Source organism: Bordetella bronchialis (assembly GCF_001676705.1).
In the GTDB taxonomy this organism is placed as follows: Bacteria; Pseudomonadota; Gammaproteobacteria; order Burkholderiales; family Burkholderiaceae_B; genus Bordetella_C; species Bordetella_C bronchialis.
In genome coordinates, this window is sequence record NZ_CP016170.1 from 1,393,609 (window position 1) to 1,416,974 (window position 23,366).

At 65.9% G+C, this 23,366-nt stretch carries 18 protein-coding genes and 1 pseudogene; 14 read left to right on the top strand and 5 right to left on the bottom strand.

What is annotated here, in order from left to right; all coding sequences use genetic code 11:
• The 3 genes from carB to BAU06_RS06200 all read left to right on the top strand — a co-directional run bounded on the left by carB (position 1) and on the right by BAU06_RS06200 (position 5,016).
• Positions 1 to 3,246: a carbamoyl-phosphate synthase large subunit gene (gene carB / locus BAU06_RS06190; RefSeq protein WP_066345614.1), complete on the top strand. Its 3,246-nt coding sequence runs from the start codon at positions 1 to 3 to the stop codon at positions 3,244 to 3,246.
• Between the two features lie 89 nt (positions 3,247 to 3,335).
• On the top strand, positions 3,336 to 4,235 hold the full coding sequence (gene lpxO / locus BAU06_RS06195) for a lipid A hydroxylase LpxO (RefSeq protein WP_066345616.1): 900 nt from the start codon (positions 3,336 to 3,338) through the stop codon (positions 4,233 to 4,235).
• A 19-nt stretch (positions 4,236 to 4,254) separates the two neighbouring features.
• Positions 4,255 to 5,016 carry an SDR family oxidoreductase gene (locus BAU06_RS06200; protein ID WP_066345622.1) on the top strand — a complete coding sequence of 254 codons (762 nt, stop codon included), beginning with the start codon at positions 4,255 to 4,257 and terminating at the stop codon, positions 5,014 to 5,016.
• Positions 5,017 to 5,028: 12 nt separating this feature from the next.
• Here BAU06_RS06200 and BAU06_RS06205 read toward each other — a convergent pair whose 3' ends face one another.
• Positions 5,029 to 5,670, bottom strand: coding sequence for a histidine phosphatase family protein (locus BAU06_RS06205; RefSeq protein ID WP_066345627.1), 642 nt, complete (start codon positions 5,668 to 5,670; stop codon positions 5,029 to 5,031).
• Between the two features lie 235 nt (positions 5,671 to 5,905).
• Positions 5,906 to 6,355, bottom strand: a complete 450-nt coding sequence (locus tag BAU06_RS06210; RefSeq protein ID WP_082993535.1) for a FlxA-like family protein — start codon at positions 6,353 to 6,355, stop codon at positions 5,906 to 5,908.
• A gap of 162 nt (positions 6,356 to 6,517) precedes the next feature.
• On the opposite strand from BAU06_RS06210, the gene BAU06_RS06215 reads away from it, so the two are divergent.
• Positions 6,518 to 7,840, top strand: a complete 1,323-nt coding sequence (locus tag BAU06_RS06215; RefSeq protein WP_066345628.1) for a solute carrier family 23 protein — start codon at positions 6,518 to 6,520, stop codon at positions 7,838 to 7,840.
• Positions 7,841 to 7,992: 152 nt separating this feature from the next.
• On the opposite strand, the pseudogene BAU06_RS25985 reads toward BAU06_RS06215, so the two are convergent.
• Positions 7,993 to 8,511: pseudogene (locus BAU06_RS25985) on the bottom strand (leucine zipper domain-containing protein); the annotation flags it as partial.
• A 427-nt stretch (positions 8,512 to 8,938) separates the two neighbouring features.
• On the opposite strand from BAU06_RS25985, the gene greA reads away from it, so the two are divergent.
• A complete protein-coding gene (gene greA, locus BAU06_RS06225) occupies positions 8,939 to 9,415 on the top strand; it encodes a transcription elongation factor GreA (protein WP_066345630.1) in 477 nt (158 codons plus the stop codon).
• 101 nt (positions 9,416 to 9,516) lie between these two features.
• Here greA and BAU06_RS06230 read toward each other — a convergent pair whose 3' ends face one another.
• The gene (locus BAU06_RS06230) at positions 9,517 to 10,131 is read right to left on the bottom strand and encodes a YhbY family RNA-binding protein (protein WP_066345631.1); all 615 of its coding nucleotides are present in this window, start codon (positions 10,129 to 10,131) and stop codon (positions 9,517 to 9,519) included.
• Positions 10,132 to 10,148: 17 nt separating this feature from the next.
• Here BAU06_RS06230 and BAU06_RS06235 point away from each other — a divergent pair, with 17 nt between their 5' ends.
• The 5 genes from BAU06_RS06235 (at position 10,149) to BAU06_RS06255 (ending at position 16,184) form a co-directional block, all read left to right on the top strand.
• Positions 10,149 to 10,790 (top strand): RlmE family RNA methyltransferase, encoded by a 642-nt coding sequence (locus BAU06_RS06235; protein WP_066345632.1) that lies wholly within the window; start codon positions 10,149 to 10,151, stop codon positions 10,788 to 10,790.
• A 242-nt stretch (positions 10,791 to 11,032) separates the two neighbouring features.
• Positions 11,033 to 12,922 (top strand): ATP-dependent zinc metalloprotease FtsH, encoded by a 1,890-nt coding sequence (ftsH, locus tag BAU06_RS06240; protein WP_066345634.1) that lies wholly within the window; start codon positions 11,033 to 11,035, stop codon positions 12,920 to 12,922.
• A gap of 26 nt (positions 12,923 to 12,948) precedes the next feature.
• Positions 12,949 to 13,824: a dihydropteroate synthase gene (gene folP / locus BAU06_RS06245; protein WP_066345636.1), complete on the top strand. Its 876-nt coding sequence runs from the start codon at positions 12,949 to 12,951 to the stop codon at positions 13,822 to 13,824.
• Between the two features lie 29 nt (positions 13,825 to 13,853).
• Positions 13,854 to 15,197 carry a phosphoglucosamine mutase gene (glmM, locus tag BAU06_RS06250; protein WP_066345638.1) on the top strand — a complete coding sequence of 448 codons (1,344 nt, stop codon included), beginning with the start codon at positions 13,854 to 13,856 and terminating at the stop codon, positions 15,195 to 15,197.
• A 141-nt stretch (positions 15,198 to 15,338) separates the two neighbouring features.
• Positions 15,339 to 16,184, top strand: coding sequence for a GNAT family N-acetyltransferase (locus BAU06_RS06255; RefSeq protein WP_066345639.1), 846 nt, complete (start codon positions 15,339 to 15,341; stop codon positions 16,182 to 16,184).
• Positions 16,185 to 16,215: 31 nt separating this feature from the next.
• On the opposite strand, the gene ppx is transcribed toward BAU06_RS06255, so the two are convergent.
• Positions 16,216 to 17,706, bottom strand: a complete 1,491-nt coding sequence (gene ppx, locus BAU06_RS06260) for an exopolyphosphatase (RefSeq protein WP_066345640.1) — start codon at positions 17,704 to 17,706, stop codon at positions 16,216 to 16,218.
• 172 nt (positions 17,707 to 17,878) lie between these two features.
• Between ppx and ppk1 the strand changes: the two genes are divergently transcribed.
• The 4 genes from ppk1 to pstA all read left to right on the top strand — a co-directional run bounded on the left by ppk1 (position 17,879) and on the right by pstA (position 23,323).
• A complete protein-coding gene (ppk1, locus tag BAU06_RS06265; RefSeq protein WP_066345641.1) occupies positions 17,879 to 19,963 on the top strand; it encodes a polyphosphate kinase 1 in 2,085 nt (694 codons plus the stop codon).
• A gap of 367 nt (positions 19,964 to 20,330) precedes the next feature.
• On the top strand, positions 20,331 to 21,365 hold the full coding sequence (gene pstS, locus BAU06_RS06270) for a phosphate ABC transporter substrate-binding protein PstS (RefSeq protein WP_066345643.1): 1,035 nt from the start codon (positions 20,331 to 20,333) through the stop codon (positions 21,363 to 21,365).
• A 66-nt stretch (positions 21,366 to 21,431) separates the two neighbouring features.
• Positions 21,432 to 22,448: a phosphate ABC transporter permease subunit PstC gene (gene pstC / locus BAU06_RS06275; protein ID WP_066345645.1), complete on the top strand. Its 1,017-nt coding sequence runs from the start codon at positions 21,432 to 21,434 to the stop codon at positions 22,446 to 22,448.
• Positions 22,449 to 22,465: 17 nt separating this feature from the next.
• On the top strand, positions 22,466 to 23,323 hold the full coding sequence (pstA, locus tag BAU06_RS06280; protein ID WP_082988014.1) for a phosphate ABC transporter permease PstA: 858 nt from the start codon (positions 22,466 to 22,468) through the stop codon (positions 23,321 to 23,323).
• The last annotated feature ends 43 nt before the right edge of the window (positions 23,324 to 23,366 follow it).

The window sequence follows — 23,366 nt, forward strand, 5'->3', positions numbered from 1 at the left end:
ATGCCGAAGCGTACAGACATAAAAAGCATATTGATCATCGGGGCGGGCCCCATCATCATCGGCCAGGCCTGCGAGTTCGATTACTCCGGGGCGCAGGCCTGCAAGGCACTGAAGGCCGAGGGCTATCGCACCATCCTGGTCAACAGCAATCCCGCCACCATCATGACGGACCCGGAAACGGCGGACGTCACCTACATCGAACCCATCACCTGGCAGGCCGTCGAGAAAATCATCGAGCGTGAACGGCCCGATGCGCTGCTGCCCACCATGGGCGGCCAGACCGCGCTGAACTGCGCGCTGGACCTGGCCCACAACGGCGTGCTGGAACGCTACAAGGTCGAACTGATCGGCGCCAACGAGCAGGCCATCGAAAAGGCCGAGGATCGCCAGAAGTTCAAGCAGGCCATGACCGACATCGGCCTGGAATCCGCCAAGTCCGGCGTCGCCCATTCCATGGACGAGGCCTGGGAAGTGCAGAAGCGCATCGCGTCCGAACTGGGCACGTCGGGATTCCCCGCCGTGATCCGGCCCAGCTTCACGCTGGGCGGCACCGGCGGCGGCATCGCGTACAACGCCGAGGAATTCGAAACCATCTGCCGCCGCGGCCTGGAAGCCTCGCCCACCAGCGAGCTGCTGATCGAGGAATCGCTGCTGGGCTGGAAGGAATTCGAGATGGAAGTCGTGCGCGACAGCGCCGACAACTGCATCATCGTCTGCTCCATCGAGAACCTGGATCCGATGGGCGTGCATACCGGGGATTCCATCACTGTCGCGCCGGCCCAGACGCTGACCGACAAGGAATACCAGATCATGCGCGACGCCTCCATCGCGGTGCTGCGCGAGATCGGCGTCGATACCGGCGGCTCCAACGTGCAGTTCGCCGTGAATCCCGCCAATGGCCGCATGATCGTCATCGAGATGAACCCGCGCGTGTCGCGTTCGTCGGCGCTGGCGTCCAAGGCCACCGGTTTCCCCATCGCCAAGGTGGCGGCGCGCCTGGCCGTCGGCTATACGCTGGACGAACTGCGCAACGAAATCACCGGCGGCGCCACGCCGGCGTCCTTCGAGCCGACCATCGATTACGTGGTCACCAAGGTGCCGCGCTTTGCCTTCGAGAAATTCCCCGCCGCCGACGCGCGCCTGACCACGCAGATGAAATCCGTGGGCGAGGTCATGGCCATCGGCCGCACCTTCCAGGAGTCCTTCCAGAAGGCCCTGCGCGGCCTGGAAGTGGGCGTGGACGGCTTGAACCAGAAGACCACCGACCGCGAAAAGCTGCAGGTCGAACTGGGCGAGCCCGGTCCCGAGCGGATCTGGTACGTGGGCGACGCCTTCGCCCAGGGCTTCACGCTGGAAGAGGTGCACAACCTGACGCACATCGACCCGTGGTTCCTGGCGCAGATCAAGGAAATCGTCGACATCGAGCTGGCCCTGGAGCAAAAGACCCTGGCCGAGCTGGACTACGACACCCTGTGGCACCTGAAGCGCCGCGGCTTTTCCGACCGCCGGCTGGCCTTCCTGCTGGATACCTCGGAAGCGGAAGTGCGGCGCCTGCGCCACCAGTTGAACGTGCGCCCGGTCTACAAGCGCGTGGATACCTGCGCGGCGGAATTCGCCACGCGGACCGCCTACATGTATTCCACGTACGAAGAGGAATGCGAGGCCGCGCCCACCGACCGCAAGAAGATCATCGTGCTGGGCGGCGGCCCCAACCGCATCGGGCAGGGCATCGAGTTCGACTACTGCTGCGTGCATGCCGCCCTGGCCCTGCGCGAGGACGGCTACGAGACCATCATGGTCAACTGCAACCCCGAGACGGTGTCCACCGACTATGACACCTCGGACCGGTTGTACTTCGAGCCCCTGACGCTGGAAGACGTGCTGGAGATCGTCCACAAGGAAAATCCCGTGGGCATGATCGTGCAGTACGGCGGGCAGACGCCGCTGAAGCTCGCCCGCGCGCTGGAAGCCAACGGCGTGCCCATCATCGGCACCAGCCCTGAATCCATCGACGTCGCCGAAGACCGCGAACGCTTCCAGAAGCTGCTGAACAAGCTGGGCCTGCGCCAGCCGCCCAACCGCACCGCGCGCACGGAAGCCGAGGCCCTGGCCCATGCGTCCGAGATCGGCTATCCCCTGGTGGTGCGCCCCAGCTACGTGCTGGGCGGCCGCGCCATGGAAATCGTGCACGAACAGCAGGACCTGGAACGCTACATGCGCGAAGCCGTCAAGGTCAGCAACGATTCCCCGGTGCTGCTGGACCGCTTCCTGAACAACGCCACCGAGGTGGACGTCGATTGCCTGGCCGATGGCGAAACCGTCTTTATCGGCGGCGTCATGGAACATATCGAACAGGCCGGCGTGCACTCCGGCGATTCCGCCTGCAGCCTGCCGCCGTATTCGCTGTCCGAGGACATCATCGCGGAAATCAAGCGGCAGACCACCATGATGGCCAAGGCGCTGAACGTCTCCGGCCTGATGAACGTCCAGTTCGCCATCCAGGACGGCGACGTCTACGTCCTGGAAGTCAATCCGCGCGCCTCGCGCACGGTGCCCTACGTATCCAAGGCCACCGGCCTGCAACTGGCCAAGATCGCGGCGCGCGCCATGGCGGGCAAGACGCTGGCCTCGCAAGGCGTGACCCGCGAGATCGTGCCCAGCTACTTCTCCGTCAAGGAAGCCGTCTTCCCCTTCGTCAAGTTCCCGGGCGTGGATACTATCCTCGGTCCGGAAATGAAGTCGACCGGTGAAGTCATGGGCGTGGGCGCCAGCTTCGGCGAAGCCTTCGTCAAGTCGCAGATGGCGGCGGGCATCCGCCTGCCGGACAGCGGCACGGCCTTCATCAGCGTCAAGCCGCAGGACAAGCCGCGCGCGGTGGAAGTCGCCCGCGGCCTGCATGCGCTGGGCTTCAAGCTGGTCGCCACGCGCGGTACCGCCGCCGAGATCGACGCCGCCGGTATTCCGGTCCAGGTGGTGAACAAGGTCACGGAAGGGCGCCCGCACATCGTCGATATGCTGAAAAACGGCGAAGTGTCCCTGGTGATCAACACGGTGGAAGAACGCCGCAACGCCATCGCCGACTCGCGGGCGATCCGCACGCAGTCGCTGGCGGCGCGGGTCACCTTCTACACCACGATCGCCGGCGCGCGCGCGGCCGTGGAAGGGATGCAGTATTTGCGGCAAGGGCATGGCTTGCAGGTGTATCCTCTGCAGACATTGCATGCGTCGCTGGTGCCGGCTGCGTGATGCACACGGGCCGCCCATACACGGCCCGGATGCCTTAGCCAGGTCGGCCGTCAGGTCAAGTAAGGCAGCGCCACGCGCTGGAGGTCGAAATGAAATGGTGGATACTCGCGCTGTTCATCGTCTGCGCGATGGTGGTGCATTATCGCGGCAGGGTACGGCATCGCTTTTCCCGCCAGGTTCTCGATCACTCCACTTTCACGGCGCCGATCAATGTCTTCATGTACGCGTTTTCGCGCGTACCCAACCAGCCCTATCTGGCGCTGTCCGAATTTCCCGAGCTCAAGATCCTGCAGCAGCGCTGGCAGGATATCCGCGCCGAAGCCGAGGCGCTGTTTTCGGCCGGGCATATCAAGGTGTCCAACACCTACAACGACGCGGGCTTCAATTCTTTCTTCAAGAGTGGCTGGAAGCGTTTCTACCTGAAGTGGTACGACACCGACCATCCCTCCGCGCGGGCCCTGTGCCCGGTGACGACCAGCCTGCTGGCGGATATTCCGTCCATCAAGGGCGCGATGTTCACCGCGCTGCCGCCCGGCAGCCGGCTGCCGCGTCATCGCGACCCGTATGCGGGGTCGCTGCGTTTCCACATGGGCCTGATCACGCCCAACGACGCCGATTGCTATATCGACGTCGATGGCCAGACGTATTACTGGCGTGACGGCGAGGCCGTGGTGTTCGATGAAACCTTCATCCACTACGCCGAGAACAAGACCGATATCAACCGCATCATCCTGTTCGCCGACATCGAGCGCCCCATGCGCTATCGCTGGGCGCAGGCGGTCAACCATTTCATCGGCAGCGTCCTGTTGCGCGCGGCCACCTCTCCCAACCAGGAAGGCGACCGCACCGGCGGCATCAACCGGATTTTCGGTTCGGTCTACGCCGTGCGCCGCTTCGGCAAGAAGATCAAGAAGAAGAACAAGACGGCCTACTACGTCATGAAGTGGGGCATCGTACTGGCCATCCTGGCCTGGATCTTCTGGCCTTGAGTCCCGGGGCGCCGCCGGCATGAGGCATGTCTTCATCACCGGGGCCAGCAGCGGTCTGGGCCGCGCGCTCGCGCGGCATTATGCGTCGCAGGGCGCTACCGTCGGCCTGGTCGGCCGCCGCGAGGACGCCTTGCGGGAGCTGGCGGCGACGCTGCCGGGCGCCCACGCCTGGTATGCGCTCGATGTGCGCGACCGGGCGGCCCTGCACGCCGCGGCCGCCGATTTCCTCTCGCGCAGCGGCGGCATGGTCGACGGCGTGATCGCCAGCGCCGGAATCAGCGCCGGCACGCTTACGGAAGAGACGCGCGATTTCGAGGTCTTCCAGTCCATCGTCCAGACCAACCTGCTGGCAACCGTGGCCACGTTCGAGCCCTTCATCGCCGCCATGCGCCGCGCGGGCACGGGCCGCCTGGTGGGTATTTCCAGCGTGGCGGGGGTGCGCGGGCTGCCCGGGGCGGGCGCCTACAGCGCTTCCAAGGCGGCCGTCACGGTCTATTGCGAAAGCCTGCGCACGGAGTTGGCGCGCGACGGCATCCGGGTGGTCACCATCGCGCCGGGCTATATCCGTACCGCCATGACGGCGGACAACCCGTACCGCATGCCTTTCCTGATGGACGCCGATGCCTTCGCGGCGCGCGCGGCCGCGGCTATCGCGCGTGGGCGGCGTTATACGGTGATTCCCTGGCAGATGGGCCTGGTGGCCCGGATGATGCGCCTGCTGCCCAATGCCTTGTACGACAGGCTGGCGCGCAACGCGCCGCGCAAACCGCGCCAGGGCTAGCGCCCGCGGCGCCTAGACGACGTCGTCCTTTGCCAGCGTGGCGATGTGCGCGACGTCGCCCCAGCCCATGACCTGCCAGCGGCGGTTCTCGATGGCCACGCGGTTCACGCCCGCATTCAGCAGCGCGGCATCGCGGGGGCGCGTCAGCGGAATGCCATGGGCATGGCGCCAGACGATATCCAGCACGCCGCCGTGCGTGAAGACCAGCACGCGCTCGTCCTGATGGCGCTGGGCGATGTCGTCGATGGTGGCGACGATGCGATTGTGGAACTGGCGCAGGGTTTCGCCGCCATCCAGGATGCGGTCCGGTTCACGGCTTTTCCATGCGGCAGCGGCCTGCGGCTGCTCGATGTCCAGCCGGTCCATCGTGACGCCTTCCAACACGCCATAGCAGCGTTCGCGCAGTCCGGGTACGGGCCGCACCCGCAGTTCCAGGCGCGCCGCGGCGGGCTCGGCGGTTTGCAGCGTGCGTTGCAGGTCGCTGCTGTACAGCGCGTCGAAAGGGCCGTTGCGCGCCTCGTGGTGCAGGCGTTCTGCCAGGCGTTGCGCCTGGTTGCGGCCGTGCGCGTTCAAGGGCGTGTCCTGCCAGCCTTGCAGGCGGCGGGCACGGTTCCAGTCGGTCTCACCGTGGCGGATCAGCCAGATTTCTGTCATGACATTGGGGAAAAGGATGGCCCGGCGCCTGGCATGCGGGCGCCGCGGGCAAACCTCGATAGTATCCACAAAACCCGGCAATGGCGTTGCCGTCCCGGGTATGGCGTCGTGGATGGGCACGAGGCCGAATGACCGGCCCATCGGCCCTGGCCCGTACCGTCCGGCGGGCCCACGCATCGTCCAGGTCAAGGGGCGGCGGCGCGGTACGCGGCCCGGCCGGCCGCTGTGCGCGCCCTCAGGCGGTGACGCCGCCCTTGGCTTCTTGCGCCTGCTTGGCGATCAGCGTCGCGATCTGTGCCTGCAGGGTGGCCGCCTCCGCGTTCAGCGCCTGCAGCTGCGGCGCCTTCTGCTCGTCCGGTATGCGGCTGGCCTGCAGCCGCTGGATCTGCAACAGCACCTGCTTCAGCTGCCGTTGCAGCTGCTTGATCGTCTGGGTGGTGGCATCGCCGCCTTCGGTGTCGGTGGACGACGCCTGGCCGCCGGCCGCCGCCCGGGCGGAGAAATTCCGGCTTTTGGCGTCGCCGCCGGCCGAGGACGCCGCGCCGCTGCCGGCCTGGGACGCATCGCCCGCCTTGGTGGCCGCGTCGCCGTCTTGCGCGGCCGTATTGTTCTGGACGGATCGGGGGCCGAGCAGCGTCGACGCGTAAGCCGAGCCGAGCGTGGAGGAAATCACCGAGATCGTCATGCCTTTTTCCCTGATGTGTCGGCGCCGCGGGGCGCCGGATACCCTGGCGCGCCGGCGTCGAAACGGGGCCGGGGCCGCCATGGATGAGTAACGGCACGCTACCGCAAAAACTTGAGCCCCGATAAACTTGCGGCCGCCTTAATACACAAGCGAGGGGAAGGCATGTCCGGTTCGTATTTTCCGCGTTGGCGCCTGGTGCGCGAAATCCCGTCCGACGCCGTCATGGCGCCCGATGAGCGCCTGCCTTGGCCCAAAACCGTCGCCATGGGGCTGCAGCATGTGGTCGCGATGTTCGGGTCCACGGTACTCGCGCCCTTGCTGATGGGCTTCGACCCCAACGTCGCCATCCTGATGTCCGGCGTCGGCTCGCTGATTTTCTTCCTGTTCGTGGGCGGCCGCGTGCCCAGTTACCTGGGCTCCAGCTTTGCCTTCATCGGCGGGGTCATCGCGGTCACGGGATACACGGGTGCCGGCCCCAATCCCAATATCGGCGTCGCCCTCGGCGGCATTATCCTGTGCGGCCTGGCCTACACCCTGATAGGGATACTGGTGTGGGCCGCCAGCGCCGGGGCCGGCGGCGGGGCCCGCTGGATCGAGGCGCTGATGCCCCCGGTGGTAACGGGCGCCGTGGTCGCGGTCATCGGCCTGAACCTGGCGCCGGTTGCCGCCAAGGGTGCCATGGGCGCATCCGGCTTCGATGCCGCCATGGCCATCGTCACCGTTCTGTGCGTGGGCGGGATCGCGGTCTATACCCGCGGCATGTTGCAGCGGCTGTTGATCCTGGCCGGACTGGTCCTGGCCTGCGTCATTTACGCGGTCTGCGCCAATGGGCTGGGCCTGGGCAAGCCCATGGACTTCTCCGGCGTGGCGCAGGCGGCATGGCTGGGGCTGCCGCATTTCGCCGCGCCGGTTTTCCAGCTTTCCGCCATGGGGCTGCTGGTGCCGGTGGCGGTCATCCTGGTGGCGGAGAACCTGGGACATATCAAGGCCGTCAGCGCCATGACCGGCCGCGATATGGACCGCTACCTGGGACGCGCCTTCGTCGGCGACGGCGTGGCGACCATGGTGTCTGGCGCCGTGGGCGGCACGGGCGTGACGACGTACGCCGAGAATATCGGCGTGATGGCGGTTACGCGCATCTACTCCACCGTTGTTTTCGCGGTGGCCGCCCTGATCGCCATCCTGCTGGGTTTTTCCCCCAAGTTCGGCGCGCTCATCCAGACCATCCCGGGTCCCGTGCTGGGCGGCATGTCGGTGGTCGTCTTCGGCCTGATCGCGGTGGCCGGCGCCCGTATCTGGGTGGTCAACAAGGTGGATTTCAGCGACAACCGCAACCTGATCGTCGCGGCCGTCACGCTGGTCCTCGGGGCCGGGGATTTCACGGTGCGGCTCGGCGGATTCGCGCTGGGCGGTATCGGTACCGCGACTTTTGGCGCGATCATCCTCTATGCCTTGTTGCGGCCCCTGAGGCGTGTGGCCGGATGATCGTAACGGCCGGGCGGGCCGCGCCGGCATGGCGCCAGCAGCCGAAGACCCCGGGGATTGGCGCCTTTGATCGCCGGGTTCGCCCACATAGGCTGGGCCGTGCAGCCGGCCCAGGGGGCTGCGGCCGGCGCATGGCCGGGATGCCCCCCGCCAATGGCTACAAAGACGAAATCCCAGCCGGCGCCGTCGACCTTGTCGCGTCGATCGCCTGTGACCCGATGGCTGGGCCGCACGATACGTCCAAGCTTTTTGATATCGATATGCAAAAGCTCGCCAGGCGCATCGTGCTCATAGCGAACCACGGGTTCGGCAGGCTCCAGATCGGACAGGTGCGACAGCCCCGCGCCAGCGAGCACCCGACTAACCGTGCTGGCCGACACGCCCAGCGCCTGGGCGATACGGGCCTGGGTCAGACGTTTGCGACGCAGCTCGATGATCGCCAACGCCTTGGCCGGTGCAATTGCCCTGGGCGAGACAGTAGGCCGCGACGATGCATCGGCCAGTCCCGCCTGGCCAAGCGCCAGGAACCGCCCTAGCCACTTACGTACCGTCGGCGTAGTCACCCCATAGACATGCGCTGCCTGAGAAACGCTGACTTGCTTGGCAGTGAGCTGCTGAACCATCTGGAGTCGACATAGAAAGGCCAATCGGGCATGCTTATGAGTGTTCATCCGGCTGGAGTCCTTGAGTGAACTGGGGGTTTGGCGATTTCCGGTTTCTCAAATCCGGTTCGGATGAACCATGGATACAACCTATTGAATGTTCACACCTAGGCCACCCCCTGGCTTGCAATTCGGTCTGACTTTGCCCACAATGTCACTTGATCGCCCCGGTTTCCGAGCCGGGGTTTTGTTTTGGTCGAAGCTTGCCGCCGCCGGCGTGGACGCCGGCTGGAAAGAGCGGGCATGGCGAGGAGATCCGGCAGGCCAGCCTTCCAAGAGGGCAATGGGGCGCCGCCCCGTACCGTGTTTTTCCTGCCGCCGTACGCGAATACACCGCCCCTGTTCCGGGCGCTACCGGCCGGCATGAAGCCGCCTGCTTTGACTGTTACCGAAACGCCCCGGCGGGGCGTTTTCCACTTTTATTAGAGATTGCGATATGTCAGCCATTCCGTTGACGGTCGACGGCGCCGAGCGCCTGCGACACGAACTGCACCGTCTCAAGACCGTTGAGCGGCCCGCCGTGATCAGTGCCATCGCGGAGGCCCGCGCACAGGGCGACCTGTCCGAAAACGCCGAGTACGATGCGGCGCGCGAACGGCAGGGTTTCATCGAGGCGCGCATCGCCGAGCTGGAGGCCACCCTGTCCAACGCCCATGTCATCAATCCGGTGGAACTCGACGCCGATGGCCGCGCGGTTTTCGGCGCGACCGTCGAAATCGAGGATCTGGATTCGGGCGAGCGGGTGGTCTACCAGATCGTCGGCGACGTCGAGGCCGACATCCGCGCGAACAAGATTTCGGTTTCCAGCCCCGTGGCGCGTGCCCTGATCGGCAAAACCGAGGGCGACGTCGTCGAGGTACAGGCGCCGTCGGGCGTGCGCGAATACGAGGTGATCAGCGTACGGTACCTGTGAGCAGCCGGTGCCCGCGGTCCCGCAGGCCACGGGCGGCGCCGTTTCGCCCGGCGCGGTGGCGCCCGGCGCACCGGCGCCCGGCGCGGCGGCGCCCCGACGATCTACCGCTTGGCGGTCTTGCGGGCGACCCGTGCCGCGGGGCGCTTCACGGCGCCGCGGGCGCCGGCGCGCAGGCTGAGGGCGCTGCCCGCGCGGCGCGGGATTCCGTGGGCGGGCGCGGCCGCCTTGCGGGTGCTGGGACGGACCGGTTTGCCGGCTTTGTTGAGTTCCGCCTGGCCCGGACGCCGGGTGTCGTCGTCCGCGGCGGTCTTGCGCGGCGCGCGGGCCGGCCTGGCCAGGGTTTTACCTTCAGCCGCCATTTTCTTCGGGGTGTAGGGTTCCGACGGCTTGCGCTTGGGCTGCGCGGCCGGGGCGGGACCGGCAGCCGGGAAGGGCATGCCGGGCCGCGGCCGGTACAGGATCAGAACCTTGCCCAGGTGATGGACGGGCGCGCAGGACAGGGCATCGCAAATGGACGCCAGCATTTCCTCGCGGGTGTCGCGATCCTCGCCGCCCGCGCGTACCTTGATCAGGCCGTGCGAGGTCAGGTTGGCGTCGATTTCCTTGAGGACTGCGTCCGACAGCCCTTTGTCGCCAATGAGGACGACGGGGCGGAGGGCATGGGCGGCCGACCGCAACGCACTGCGCTCGCGAGATGTGATTTCTAATATAGGCATGTCGGAATTGTACGGGAATGGCCAAGAATAAATTCTCCAAGGATTGGTTGCACCAGCACATCAACGATCCTTATGTGAAGATGGCCCAGCAAAAGGGCTACCGCGCCCGCGCGGCCTTCAAATTGATCGAAATCCTGGAAACCGAAAAGTTGATGCGGCGGGGCGACGTCGTGGTGGACCTGGGCTCCGCCCCCGGCAGCTGGTCGCAGGTCGCGCGCGAACGCCTGGTCGGGCCGGGCGGGGTGGTGGACGGACGCATCGTCGCGCTGGACATCCTGCCCATGGAGCCCGTGGCGGGCGTGGAATTCATCCAGGGCGACTTCCGCGAGGAGTCCGTGCTGCAGATCCTGGAGAAAACCCTGGACGGCCAGGCGGTGGACCTTGTGATTTCGGATATGGCCCCCAACCTGTCCGGTGTGGGGGTCGCCGACGCTGCCCGTATCCAGCATGTCTGCGATCTGGCCCTGGAGTTTGCCCTGGCCCATTTGAAACCGGATGGCGCGCTGATCGTCAAAGCCTTCCACGGGAGCGGGTTTTCCCAGATCGTGCAGTCTTTCAAGCAGCACTTCAAGCGGGTGGTGGAGCGCAAGCCGAAAGCCTCCCGGCCCAATTCGTCGGAAACTTTTCTTGTCGCGAGGAACCTCAAGCAGCCAGGCTGATATTCCGGATTCACCGCCGCGTGGCGGGCCTGGGCCCGGGCGTGGCGATCCTGCCTCATCCGCCGGCTTTTTACATTTGTATTCGGTCAAAAGCCCCGAAAACCCCTATAACCGGCGTTCCGCGGGGAACGCCACACGCATGCCCCTCGTCGGGGTAGAATCGGTATTGACATACTTGTGGTTGTGTCCTATGGCAGAGGCTGCCGCAATCACCGGTCGGAATCGAAAGCAGGAGATCGACCTTGAATAATTCATTTTCCAAAGTTGCGGTGTGGATGGTGATAGCCCTGGTGCTGTTCACCGTCTTCAAGCAATTCGACGGACGCACCCAATCGCAGGACGGCGTCAGCTACACCCAGTTCATGGACGACGCCAAGGCGGGCCGCATCCGCAAGGTCGACGTGCAGGGCGACATGCTCTACGTGACGCCGGATGCCGGCCGTCCGTATACGCTGACCTCGCCGGGCGACCTGTGGATGGTTTCCGATCTGCTGAAGTACGGCGTCCAGGTATCCGGCAAGGCGCGCGAAGAGCAGTCGCTGCTGATGAATATCTTCGTCTCGTGGTTCCCCATGCTGCTGCTTATCGGCGTGTGGATATTCTTCATGAGGCAAATGCAGGGCGGCGGGCGCGGCGGCGCATTCAGCTTCGGCAAATCGCGCGCGCGCATGCTGGACGAGAACACCAACCAGATCACGTTCTCCGATGTCGCCGGCTGCGACGAGGCCAAGGAAGATGTGCAGGAACTGGTGGACTTCCTGCGCGACCCCAGCAAGTTCCAGAAGCTGGGCGGACGCATCCCGCGCGGCGTGCTGATGGTGGGTTCGCCGGGTACCGGCAAGACGCTGCTGGCCAAGGCCATCGCGGGCGAGGCCAAGGTGCCCTTCTTCAGCATCTCCGGTTCCGACTTCGTCGAAATGTTCGTCGGCGTGGGCGCGGCTCGCGTGCGCGACATGTTCGAGAACGCCAAGAAGCATGCGCCGTGCATCATCTTCATCGATGAAATCGACGCCGTGGGTCGCCAGCGGGGCGCCGGCCTGGGCGGCGGCAATGACGAACGCGAACAAACGCTGAACCAGATGCTGGTGGAAATGGACGGCTTCGAGTCCGGCCAGGGCGTCATCGTCATCGCCGCGACCAACCGTCCCGACGTGCTGGATCCCGCGCTGCTGCGTCCGGGCCGCTTCGACCGCCAGGTCGTGGTGCCGCTGCCCGACATCCGCGGCCGCGAACAGATTCTCAAGGTGCACATGCGCAAGGTGCCGCTGTCGCCCAATGTGGACGCTTCCGTCCTGGCGCGCGGCACGCCCGGCTTCTCCGGCGCCGACCTGGCCAACCTCGTCAACGAGGCCGCCCTGTTCGCCGCGCGCCGCAACGGCCGCACGGTGGATATGTCGGACTTCGAAAAGGCCAAGGACAAGATCATCATGGGCGCGGAACGCCGCTCCATCGTGATGCCGGAAGAAGAACGCAAGAACACCGCGTACCACGAGTCGGGCCACGCCATCGTGGCGCGCATGCTGCCCAAGACCGATCCGGTGCACAAGGTCACCATCATCCCGCGTGGCCGCGCGCTGGGCGTCACCATGCAGCTGCCTGAAAGCGACCGCTACAGCATGGACAAGCAGCGCCTGCTGAGCACCATCGCCGTGCTGTTCGGCGGCCGCATCGCCGAAGAGCTGTTCATGAACCAGATGACGACCGGCGCTTCGAACGACTTCGAGCGTGCCACCGCCATCGCCCGCGACATCGTCACGCGCTATGGCATGGACCAGGAACTGGGTCCCATGGTGTATGCCGAGAACGAAGGCGAGGTCTTCCTGGGACGCAGCGTCACCAAGACGACCCACGTCTCGGAAGCCACGATGCAGAAGGTGGACGCTTCCATCCGCCGCATCATCGACGAGCAATACGACGTGGCGCGCAAGATCCTGGACGGCAACCGCGACAAGGTGGAAGCGATGGCGGCGGCCCTGCTGGAATGGGAAACCATCGATGCGGACCAGATCGACGACATCATCGCCGGACGCCCGCCGCGCCCGCCCAAGACCCCTCAAGGGCCCTCCGACACCGCCGACAGCCCGCCCAGCGGCCTGGCGCCCGGCGGCAGCAGCACCGCGCCGGCGGTCTGACCAAGGTTAGTTCGCGACTGCGATAGATGGCGAATACTTTCCTTTGCGGGCGCTACGAGTTCGATCTCGAGCGCCCGTTGGTCATGGGCATCGTGAATGTCACGCCGGATTCGTTCTCGGACGGCGGCCAGCATGACAGCACCGATGCCGCCCTGCGCCATGCCCGCCAGCTCGTCGACGAAGGCGCGCACATCCTGGACATCGGCGGCGAGTCCACGCGTCCCGGCGCCGCCCCGGTGTCCGAACAGGACGAACTGGCCCGTGTGCTGCCCCTGGTCGAAGGACTGCGCGATTGCGGCGTACCGCTTTCCATCGACACCTTCAAGCCGGCGGTGATGCGGGCCGTGCTGGATGCGGGCGCCGATATGATCAACGACATCTACGGGTTCCGGCAGCCGGGGGCGATCGAGGCCGTGGCGAATTCGCGTTGCGGCCTGTGTGTCATGCACATGAAAGGCGAACCCCGGACGATGCAGGAGAAGCCCGAATACGGCGACCTGCTGGGCGAGATCGGCTTGTTCCTGGGCGCGCGTGCGCAGAAGCTGCGCAGCGCCTGGGTCGATCCGCGCCGCATTGTCCTGGATCCGGGCTTCGGTTTCGGCAAAACTCCAGACCAGAATTACCAGCTTGCCAGGCGGCTGGGCAGTTTGCGCGTCTCCAGCTACCCTTTGCTGGTGGGGGTGTCGCGCAAATCGATGATCGGCCATGCCACGGGGCGCGAGGTCCGCGACCGCCTGCCCGGCAGCATCGCCGCCGCGCTGGCGTGCGTGGCGCGAGGCGCGGCCATCGTCCGTGTGCACGACGTCGCGGCCACGGTGGACGCCCTCAAGGTCTGGCAGGCCGTCGAACAGGGCGGTATCCCTTCCGATAGCCGGAGTCCCGTCCGGGAAACCGGCAAGTAACTGGCGCTACGCCACAGGAATCGACATCCATGAGTCAACGCAAATACTTCGGCACGGACGGCGTGCGAGGTGAAGTGGGCGGTCCGGTCATCAATGCCGAATTCGCGCTGCGGCTGGGTTATGCGGCGGGCAAGGTCCTGGCGCGCGGCACGCGCGGCGGCAGCCGCCCCAAGGTGCTGATCGGCAAGGACACCCGGATTTCAGGATACATGCTGGAATCCGCGCTGGAGGCGGGCTTCTCCGCCGCCGGCATCGATGTGCTGCTGGCCGGGCCGCTGCCCACGCCCGCCATTGCCTACCTGACGCGGGTGCTGCGCCAGACCGCGGGGATAGTCATCAGCGCATCGCACAATCCCTATCACGACAACGGGATCAAGTTCTTTTCCAGCCTGGGCATGAAGCTGCCCGACGACACCGAGGCCGCCATCGAGGCCGCCCTGGACGAGCCCCTGGGCTGCGTGGCGTCCGAGGGCCTGGGCCGGGCCCGGCGCCTGGATGACGCGGCCGGGCGTTACATCGAGTTCTGCAAGAGCACCTTTCCCAACGACCTGGACCTGAACGGCCTGAGCGTGGTGGTGGACGCCGCCCACGGCGCGGCGTACCACATCGCGCCGCACGTCTTCCGCGAACTGGGCGCCGATGTCCATGCGGTCGGCGTGCAGCCGGACGGCTTCAATATCAATAAAGGGGTCGGTGCTCTCTATCCGGAAGCGCTGGCCGCCGAAGTGCGGTCGCGCGGGGCGCAGCTGGGCATCGCCCTGGACGGCGACGCCGACCGCCTGCAGATGGTGGACGCCAGCGGGCGCATCTACAACGGCGACGAGCTGCTCTACGCCATCGTCAAGGAGCGCATGCAGCGCGGCGCCGTGGGGGGCGTCGTGGGCACGCTGATGACCAATTACGGCCTGGAGCGGCGGCTGCAGGAGCTGGGCGTGGGCTTCCACCGTGCCGACGTCGGCGATCGCTACGTCCTGGAACAGATGCAGGCCCACGGCTGGCTCTACGGCGGCGAAAGCTCCGGCCATCTTATCTGCCTGGACTGCCACACCACTGGCGACGGCATCATCGCGGCGCTGCAGGTGCTGACGGCCCTGCGCCGCAACGACACCACGCTGGCCGACTGGATCGCCGATCTGCGCATGTATCCCCAGCAGATGATCAATGTTCCGCTCGCGCCGGGGCTGGACTGGCGCACCCACCCGGGGCTGCTGGCCGCCCGCCGCGAGGTCGAAGGGGAACTTGCGGGCAGGGGGCGCGTCCTGATTCGCGCTTCCGGTACTGAACCGAAGTTGCGCCTTATGGTCGAAGCGGAGGAATCCGGGCTGGCCATGACATGCGCGCAGAATCTGGCCGCCAGCCTGGCGGCAGGCTAGCTCGTCACTTTTTATCGCACTGGAAAAACCGCGCTTCCAGGCCGGGGGTTGAAGCAGGATGCTTCACAGTCACGTAACATGACGGTCAAAAACCTGACATACATGACGCCCACACTACCCGGACACCTAGGAGTTGGCCGAATGCTTGAACTAGTCCGCATCGACCCTGATCGTACCGCCACGCCCGATACGTGGACCAATCCCGCCGCGGGCGGCCTCGTTGTCGGCTTGGCGCGTACCGCGGAAGAGATCGAGGAAATCCAACGATTGCGCTTCCGGGTCTTCACCGAAGACATGGGTGCCGTCTTCCCGGACGCCGACGATGGCATAGACCAGGATCGTTTCGATGCCTGGTGCGAACACGTGATGGTGCGCGAGCTGCATACCGGGCGCGTGGTCGGCACCTATCGCCTGCTGACCCCCGAAAATGCCCGCGAAGCGGGTGGGTACTATTCCGAATCGGAATTCGACCTGTCCGGGCTGGGCGCCGTGCGCGACCGCATGGTGGAAGCGGGCCGTTCCTGCACGCACCCGGATTACCGCAACGGTGCGGTGATCATGCTGCTGTGGTCCGGCGTCGCCGAGGTCATGCGGCGCGGCGGCTACGACTATCTGCTGGGCTGCGCCAGCGTCAGCCTGCGCGACGACGGCGTCACGGCGGCGGAAGTCTGGCGCGCGGTATCGGGCCACCTGGGCGACGCCACGCTGCCGCGCGTGCAGCCCCTGCACCGCTATCCGCTGGAAAAGCTCAATAGCACCACGCTGCCCGCCCGGGTGCCGCCGCTGATCAAGGGCTACCTGAAGCTGGGCGCCCAGATCTGCGGCGAGCCGGCCTGGGATCCCGATTTCAATGCCGCGGATTTTCCCGTCCTGCTCGAAATGAACCGCATGGACGAACGCTATCGCCGGCACTTCGGCCTATCCACGCCGCTGGATATGGCGGCGGGCGACCCGGCCGCCGGGGGCCAGGTGCGCAAGGCCGCCTGAGTCCCGAGGCCGGCCCGAGTCCCGCGGCCGGCTAGAACTCCAGCAGCTCGAACGAAAACCCCACCTTGCGCCATTCCGATTCTTCGGCGCGCAGGGTGAAATCGCTGAGCGGATGTTCCGCCAGCCAGTCGTGCTGCACGCGCACGACGATGGAATCGCCGCGCACGGACACCGTCAGGGGCAGGGTGTCCAGGTCTTCCCGGCGGCGGAACAGCAGGACCGCCAGCCGCAGGCACAGAATGGCCAGCCATTCCTCCCGGCTGCGCACCAGCGGCTCCAGCTTGCCCAGCTTGCCGTGGTGGCCCAGGGCGAGCAAGGCCAGCAGGCGCTGGTCGTCGCGCGAGAACCCCGGCATGTCGGCGTTGCCCAGCACATACGCGGAATGCTTGTGGTAATCGTTGTGGGCGATCGACAGGCCGATCTCATGCAGGTCGGCGGCCCAACCCAGCGCATGCGACAGCTCCTGGCGGTCCGTGGCGTCCTGGATGCCGGACTCGCGGAATAGGGTCAGCGCGGCGCGCCGCACGCGGGCGGCCTGGTTGGCGTCGATGTGATAACGCTTCATGAATTGCCGGACCGACTCGTCGCGCTTGTCGTGCCGGTCGTCGCGTCCCAGCAGGTCATACAGCACCCCCAGGCGCAGTGCGCCGTCGCCGGTGTGCATGACGTCGATATTCAGCTCGTCGAACAGGGCGCTCATGATGGCTAGGCCGCCGGGCAGCACGTCCGCCCGTTCCACCTTGATGCCGGGCAGCTCGGACGGGATGACGCGGCCGGAGCGGATGATGCGTTCTTTCAGTTTGTTCAGGCCCGCGCGGGTGATGCCGCGATTGGAGAACCCGCATTCCGTCAGGATGGCATACAGGGCCTTGGCCGTGCCGGAAGAGCCGTAGGCTTCCTTCCAGCCCATCTTGCGGTATTGCTTGGCGATGACTTCGGCCTCGCGGCGCGCCGCCAGTTCGGCGAGCTTCATCTGGTGCGCGTCCACCACGCCATCCTGGAAGAATTGCCGGCTATAGCTGACGCAGCCCATGTACAGCGAGGACATCAGGCCCGGTTCGTAGCCCTTGCCGATGATGACTTCGGTCGAGCCGCCGCCGATGTCGATGACCAGGCGCTTGTTCGGGGAAGGGGGCAGGGTATGGACCACGCCGGAGAAGATCAGGCGGGCTTCCTCGCGGCCGGCGATGACCTCGATGGGAAAGCCCAGCGCGGCTTCGGCACGCGGCAGGAATTCGCCCGTATTGCGGGCCACGCGGAAGGTGTTGGTGGCCACCGCGCGCACACGGCTGGGATGGAAGCTGCGCAGGCGCTCGCCGAAGCGTTCCAGGACTTCGATGGCGCGCTCGACGGCCGGGGCGGAGAGCCGCTTGTCGGCATCCAGGCCGGCGGCCAGCCGCACGGTTTCCTTCAGCCTGTCGATCTGGTAGATCTGGGCCGCGCCTTCCTGCTGGACCACCCGCCCGATGGACAGACGGAAACTGTTGGAACCAAGGTCGACGGCGGCCAGTAAATGATCCATGCGGCGGAAGGCAAGAAAGCAGGGTGACGCGCCATTATAGAGACTGCGCCTCTGCCCACGTCGCACCGGCCGGAATTTCGGCGTACGCTTGCGTGGGTAGACACGATGCTGTCATGGAATGGTCATCAAATTGACGTAAAACCCGTCAGCTGGCTCACAAAACGGAATCCGAATGACATCGAATGTGGCGTCGCAGCCTTTATTCTTGAACCGGGAACTGTCGCTGCTGAAATTCAACGAACGCGTCCTCGCCATGGCGGAGAACCCCGCCACGCCCCTGCTGGAACGCCTGCGTTATGTCTGTATCGTCAGTTCCAACCTGGACGAGTTCTTCGAAATCCGTATTTCCAGCCTGAAGGAGCAACAGCGGCAGACCCCCAATCTGCTGGGCGCCGACGGCCTGACCCCGGGCGAGGCCTACGCCCAGGTCCAGGAGGCCGTCCACGTACTGGTGGACCGCCAATACGACCTGCTGAACGACGACATCCTGCCGCGGCTGCATGAACAGGGCATCGTGCTGCATCACGCCTCGGAATGGAACGAAGCCCAGCAGGTCTGGGCGCGCGAAACGTTCCATCGGGATGTCATGCCGCTGCTGACGCCCATCGGCCTGGATCCCGCCCATCCCTTTCCGCGCGTCTATAACAAAAGCCTGAACTTCATCGTGGCCCTGCGCGGCGTGGACGCTTTCGGCCGCAAGGCCTCGATCGCCATTGTCCAGGCGCCCCGGGCGCTGCCGCGCCTGATCGCCATGCCGCCCGAGCTGTCCGGCCATCCCGACGGCTATGTGCTGCTCACCTCGCTGATGCGGGCCTTTGTCGGCGAGCTGTTCCCCGGGATGGAAATGCAGGGCTGCTACCAGTGGCGCGTGACCCGCAACAGCGATCTGTTCGTGGACGAGGAAGAAGTCACGAACCTGCGGCAGGCCCTGCAGGGCGAACTGTCGCAGCGCAACTTCGGCTCGGCGGTGCGCCTGGAAATCGACAAGCTCACGCCGCCGGAGCTGGAAGCCTTCCTGCAGCGGGAGTTCTCGCTGGCCCCCAGCGATACGTACCGGGTGGGCGGCCCCGTCAACCTGTCGCGCCTGATGCAACTGTGCAACGTCCGCGACCGTCCGGGCCTGCTGTTTCCGGAATACCGGGCGCCGGTGCCGGAGCCCTTCGGCCAGTCGGCGGTAAACCCGGCCGCCATGTTCGCCGCGATCGCGGCGGGCGACCGGCTGCTGCATCATCCCTATCAGTCGTTCCAGCCGGTGATCGACTTCCTGACGGCGGCGGCGCTGGATCCCGACGTAATGGCGATCAAGCAGACCATCTACCGCACGGGCGAGGATTCCGAACTGATGCAGATCCTGTTGGCCGCCGCCCGTGCCGGCAAGGAAGTCACCGTGGTCGTGGAGCTGATGGCGCGCTTCGACGAGCAGACCAATATCAACTGGGCGGCGCGCCTGGAAGAAGTCGGCGCCCACGTCGTATACGGGGTGGTGGGGCACAAGACCCATGCCAAGATGGCGGTGGTGCTGCGGCGCGAAAAAGGGCGGCTGCGGCGCTATGCCCACCTGGGCACGGGCAACTACCACCCGCGTACCGCGCGCCTGTACACGGATTTCGGCCTGCTCACGGCCGACCCGGCCATCTGCGAGGACATGGACAAGGTCTTCGCCCAGTTGACGGGACTGGGCGCGCGCCGCCCGCTGAAGTCCCTGCTGCAGTCGCCGTTCACCCTGCACGAGACCATGGTCGCCCTGATCCGCGCCGAGGCGCAGGCCGCGCGGGCGGGCCGCAAGGCCCGCATCATGGCGAAGATGAACTCGCTGCTGGAAACCGCCGTGATCGAGGAGCTGTACGAGGCCAGCCAGGCCGGCGTCAAGATCGACCTGATCGTGCGCGGGGTTTGCGCGCTGCGCAGCGGCGTGCGCGGGCTGTCCGAGAACATCCGCGTGCGCTCCATCGTCGGGCGCTTCCTGGAGCATTCGCGTGTGTTCTATTTCCACGCCGATGGCGAGGAAACGGTTTATCTGTCCTCGGCGGACTGGATGGACCGCAATTTCTTCCGCCGGGTGGAGATCGCCTTCCCGGTGCGCGACAAGGCGCTGAAGAAGCGCGTCGTGGACGAGGCCTTCACCTATGCCCTGCGGGACAACCAGCTCGCCTGGCAGCAGCAGCCCGACGGCGACTACGTACGCGTGCGCAGCCGGGCGGCGCCTTTCAACCTGCATGAGCATCTGATGCGCAAGCTGGGCAACGGCGCCGGCTGAGCCTGGGCGGCGGTCGCGCGCCCCAGGGCCGTCCCCCCACGGCGGCCGCGCCTGCCCATGGGCCGCCCGGGCTTGGTCCCCGGGGGCTGGGTTGCCTGCGCGGCTGGGCACACCCACGCGTCGACCGGGGCCGCTCCCTCGGCGGCCCCGTGCGCGCCATCAGACCGGACGGCAGATAATCACCCGGGTAAAATGCCACTTGTCACGAAGCCTACCCGCTTCCCGTCGGGCGAGGGCCCGGCCGACCGCAGTTTGACCGGTATATGACTGTCACTATCTTGTCATTTTCGGCTCTTAACATGCCTGGCATGACGCAAGCGGGGTCCGTTCCCCGGTCATTCCTCCCTCAGACGATAAGGAAACCACAATGCGTGTGTTCAAGCAGATCTCCCTGGGCATTGCCCTGAGCGCTGCGGTTTTTGCCGTGCAAGCCGCCGACATCACCGGTGCCGGCGCCTCGTTCCCCTATCCGGTCTATGCCAAGTGGGCCTCGGATTACAAGGCGGCGACGGGTACCGCGGTCAATTACCAATCCATCGGCTCGGGCGGTGGCCAGCAGCAGATCATCGCCAAGACGGTGGACTTCGGCGCCTCGGATGATCCCATGGGCGGCGCGGACCTGGACAAGAACGGCCTGCTGCAGTTCCCCGCCGTGATCGGCGGCACCGTCGCCGTGGTCAATATCGACGGCATCAAGGCCGGCGAACTGAAGCTGTCCGGCCCGGTGCTGGCCGACATCTTCCTGGGCAAGATCAAGAAGTGGGACGACGCCCAGATCAAGGCCATGAACCCCGACCTGAAGCTGCCGTCGGCCGACATTATCGTGGTCCACCGTTCCGACGGCTCGGGCACCACCTTCGGCTGGACCAACTACCTGTCCAAGGTTTCCGCCGAGTGGAAATCCAAGGTCGGCGAAGGCAAGGCCGTGAAGTGGCCCGTGGGCCAGGGCGGCAAGGGCAACGAAGGCGTTTCCGCCTACGTCGGCCAGCTGAAGAACTCCATCGGCTACGTCGAATACGCCTACGCCAAGCAGAACAAGCTGGCCTGGACGCAGTTGAAGAACGAAGCCGGCAAGTTCGTGCAGCCCGAGCAGACCGCCTTCGCCGCCGCCGCCGCCAACGCCGATTGGAAGAGCGCCCCCGGCATGGGCGTGGTCCTGACCAACGAGCCCGGCGAAAAGTCCTGGCCCGTGACCTCGGCCACCTTCATCCTGGTGCACAAGGTGCAGGACAAGCCGGCCCAGGGCGAGGCCGTGCTGAAGTTCTTCGACTGGGCCTTCAAGAACGGCCAGCAGTCCGCCGCCGCGCTGGACTACGTGCCCCTGCCCGACGCCGTGACGACCCAGATCCGCGCCTCCTGGAGCGAGATCAAATCCGCCGACGGCAAGGCTGTCTGGAAGTAAAAGCCGTCCCAGCAAGGTCCGGGCAAGGTCGCCCGGACCTTTCTCTACCCCAAGGAAAGCCCATCCATGAGCGCGGTAGTGGATAATAAAGTGCCGATTCCGCATGACGCGGACGTTTCTGTCGTTCACGGCACACCTTCCCCAATGAAGCAAAACAACAACGCGCTGATGGATGCGCTGTTCAAGAACCTGACGCGTGCATTCGCCTTCCTGGTTTTCAGCCTGCTGGCGGCGGTACTGATCTCGCTGATCTACGGCAGCCGGGAGACGCTGGCGGAGTACGGCCTGTCGTTCCTGTTCATCAACGACTGGGACCCGGTCAAGCGCAGCTTCGGCGCCGTCGTGCCGATCTACGGCACGCTGGCCACCTCGGCCATCGCGCTGATCATCGCCGTGCCGGTCTCCTTCGGTATCGCCATCTTCCTGACAGAGCTCTCGCCCACCTGGCTGCGCCGCCCCTTGGGCACGGCCATCGAGATGCTGGCCGCCATCCCGTCCATCATCTACGGCATGTGGGGCCTGTTCGTCTTCGTGCCGGTGTTCCAGCAGTATGTGCAGCCGACGCTGATCGAGGTGCTGGGCAATATCCCGCTGATCGGCGGCTGGTTCGCCGGCCCGCCGTTCGGCATCGGCATATTCACCGCGGGGTTGATCCTGTCCATCATGATCATTCCCTTCATTACGGCGGTGATGCGCGACGTCTTCGAGCTGGTGCCGCCCATGCTCAAGGAGTCCGCCTACGGCCTGGGCAGCACCACCTGGGAAGTGATGTGGAAGGTGGTATTGCCCTTCACCAAGTCGGGCGTCATCGGCGGCATCATGCTGGGGCTGGGACGGGCGCTGGGCGAGACCATGGCGGTCACCTTCGTCATCGGCAATTCCTTCTCGCTGAGCGGTTCGCTGTTCTCTCCCGGCAACTCCATCGCTTCCGCGCTGGCCAACGAGTTCAACGAAGCAGGCGGATTGCAGAAGTCCGCGCTGCTGGAACTGGGCCTGGTGCTGTTCATCATCACCACCATCGTCCTTGCGCTGTCCAAGCTGCTGCTGGCCCGGCTGGCGCTGCAGGAAGGCAAGAAAAACTGAGGCGTCGGAAAATCGTCATGGCCGTATCCGTCATCAATATGCAGAACGCCACCTACCGGCGCCGCAGTGTCGTCAACAAGGTCATGCTGACCCTGTCCATGGCGGCCCTGGTATTCGGCCTGTTCTGGCTGTTCTGGATCATCGTTACCCTGGTGCTGAAGGGCGGCGCGGCGATCTCGCTGGCGCTGTTCACCGAAATCACGCCGCCGCCCGGGCAGGCGGGCGGCCTGATCAACGCCATCGCCGGCAGCCTGCTGATGGTCGGCGTCGGCACGCTGATCGGCACGCCGGTGGGCATCCTGGCCGGCACCTACCTGGCCGAATATGGCCGCACGGGCTGGCTGGCGCCCGCCACGCGCTTCCTGAACGACGTGCTGCTGTCGGCGCCTTCCATCATCATCGGCCTGTTCATCTACGCCGTGTACGTGGCGCAGGTCGGCCACTATTCCGGCTGGGCCGGTTCGCTGGCCCTGGCGATCCTGGTGGTGCCGGTGGTGGTACGCACCACCGACAATATGCTGCTGCTGGTGCCCAATGGCTTGCGCGAGGCCACCGCCGCGCTGGGCTGCCCCAAGTGGCGCATGATCACCATGGTCTGCTATCGCGCCGCGCGCTCGGGCATCATGACCGGCGTGCTGCTGGCCATCGCCCGTATCTCGGGCGAAACGGCGCCGCTGCTGTTCACGGCGCTGTCCAACCAATTCATGTCCCTGAACATGAACGCGCCCATGGCCAACCTGCCCGTGGTGATCTACCAGTTCGCGGCCAGCCCGTTCAAGGAATGGAACAACCTGGCCTGGGCCGGTGCCGGCCTGATCACGCTGGTCGTCCTGGCGATCAACATCGTCGCCCGCAACATGTTCCGCAAGTCCTGACCCGACCGACCTGATACGCCGCTCGCGCCGCAGGCGCTGGGGA

Bases quoted from the DNA above. Each gene is read 5' to 3' on its own strand.
- carB (WP_066345614.1), top strand. From the start codon at position 1: ATGCCGAAGCGTACAGACATAAAAAGCATATTGATCATCGGGGCGGGC.
- lpxO (WP_066345616.1), top strand. From the start codon at position 3,336: ATGAAATGGTGGATACTCGCGCTGTTCATCGTCTGCGCGATGGTGGTG.
- BAU06_RS06200 (WP_066345622.1), top strand. From the start codon at position 4,255: ATGAGGCATGTCTTCATCACCGGGGCCAGCAGCGGTCTGGGCCGCGCG.
- BAU06_RS06205 (WP_066345627.1), bottom strand. From the start codon at position 5,670: ATGACAGAAATCTGGCTGATCCGCCACGGTGAGACCGACTGGAACCGT.
- BAU06_RS06210 (WP_082993535.1), bottom strand. From the start codon at position 6,355: ATGACGATCTCGGTGATTTCCTCCACGCTCGGCTCGGCTTACGCGTCG.
- BAU06_RS06215 (WP_066345628.1), top strand. From the start codon at position 6,518: ATGTCCGGTTCGTATTTTCCGCGTTGGCGCCTGGTGCGCGAAATCCCG.
- greA (WP_066345630.1), top strand. From the start codon at position 8,939: ATGTCAGCCATTCCGTTGACGGTCGACGGCGCCGAGCGCCTGCGACAC.
- BAU06_RS06230 (WP_066345631.1), bottom strand. From the start codon at position 10,131: ATGCCTATATTAGAAATCACATCTCGCGAGCGCAGTGCGTTGCGGTCG.
- BAU06_RS06235 (WP_066345632.1), top strand. From the start codon at position 10,149: ATGGCCAAGAATAAATTCTCCAAGGATTGGTTGCACCAGCACATCAAC.
- folP (WP_066345636.1), top strand. From the start codon at position 12,949: ATGGCGAATACTTTCCTTTGCGGGCGCTACGAGTTCGATCTCGAGCGC.
- glmM (WP_066345638.1), top strand. From the start codon at position 13,854: ATGAGTCAACGCAAATACTTCGGCACGGACGGCGTGCGAGGTGAAGTG.
- BAU06_RS06255 (WP_066345639.1), top strand. From the start codon at position 15,339: ATGCTTGAACTAGTCCGCATCGACCCTGATCGTACCGCCACGCCCGAT.
- ppx (WP_066345640.1), bottom strand. From the start codon at position 17,706: ATGGATCATTTACTGGCCGCCGTCGACCTTGGTTCCAACAGTTTCCGT.
- ppk1 (WP_066345641.1), top strand. From the start codon at position 17,879: ATGACATCGAATGTGGCGTCGCAGCCTTTATTCTTGAACCGGGAACTG.
- pstS (WP_066345643.1), top strand. From the start codon at position 20,331: ATGCGTGTGTTCAAGCAGATCTCCCTGGGCATTGCCCTGAGCGCTGCG.
- pstC (WP_066345645.1), top strand. From the start codon at position 21,432: ATGAGCGCGGTAGTGGATAATAAAGTGCCGATTCCGCATGACGCGGAC.
- pstA (WP_082988014.1), top strand. From the start codon at position 22,466: ATGGCCGTATCCGTCATCAATATGCAGAACGCCACCTACCGGCGCCGC.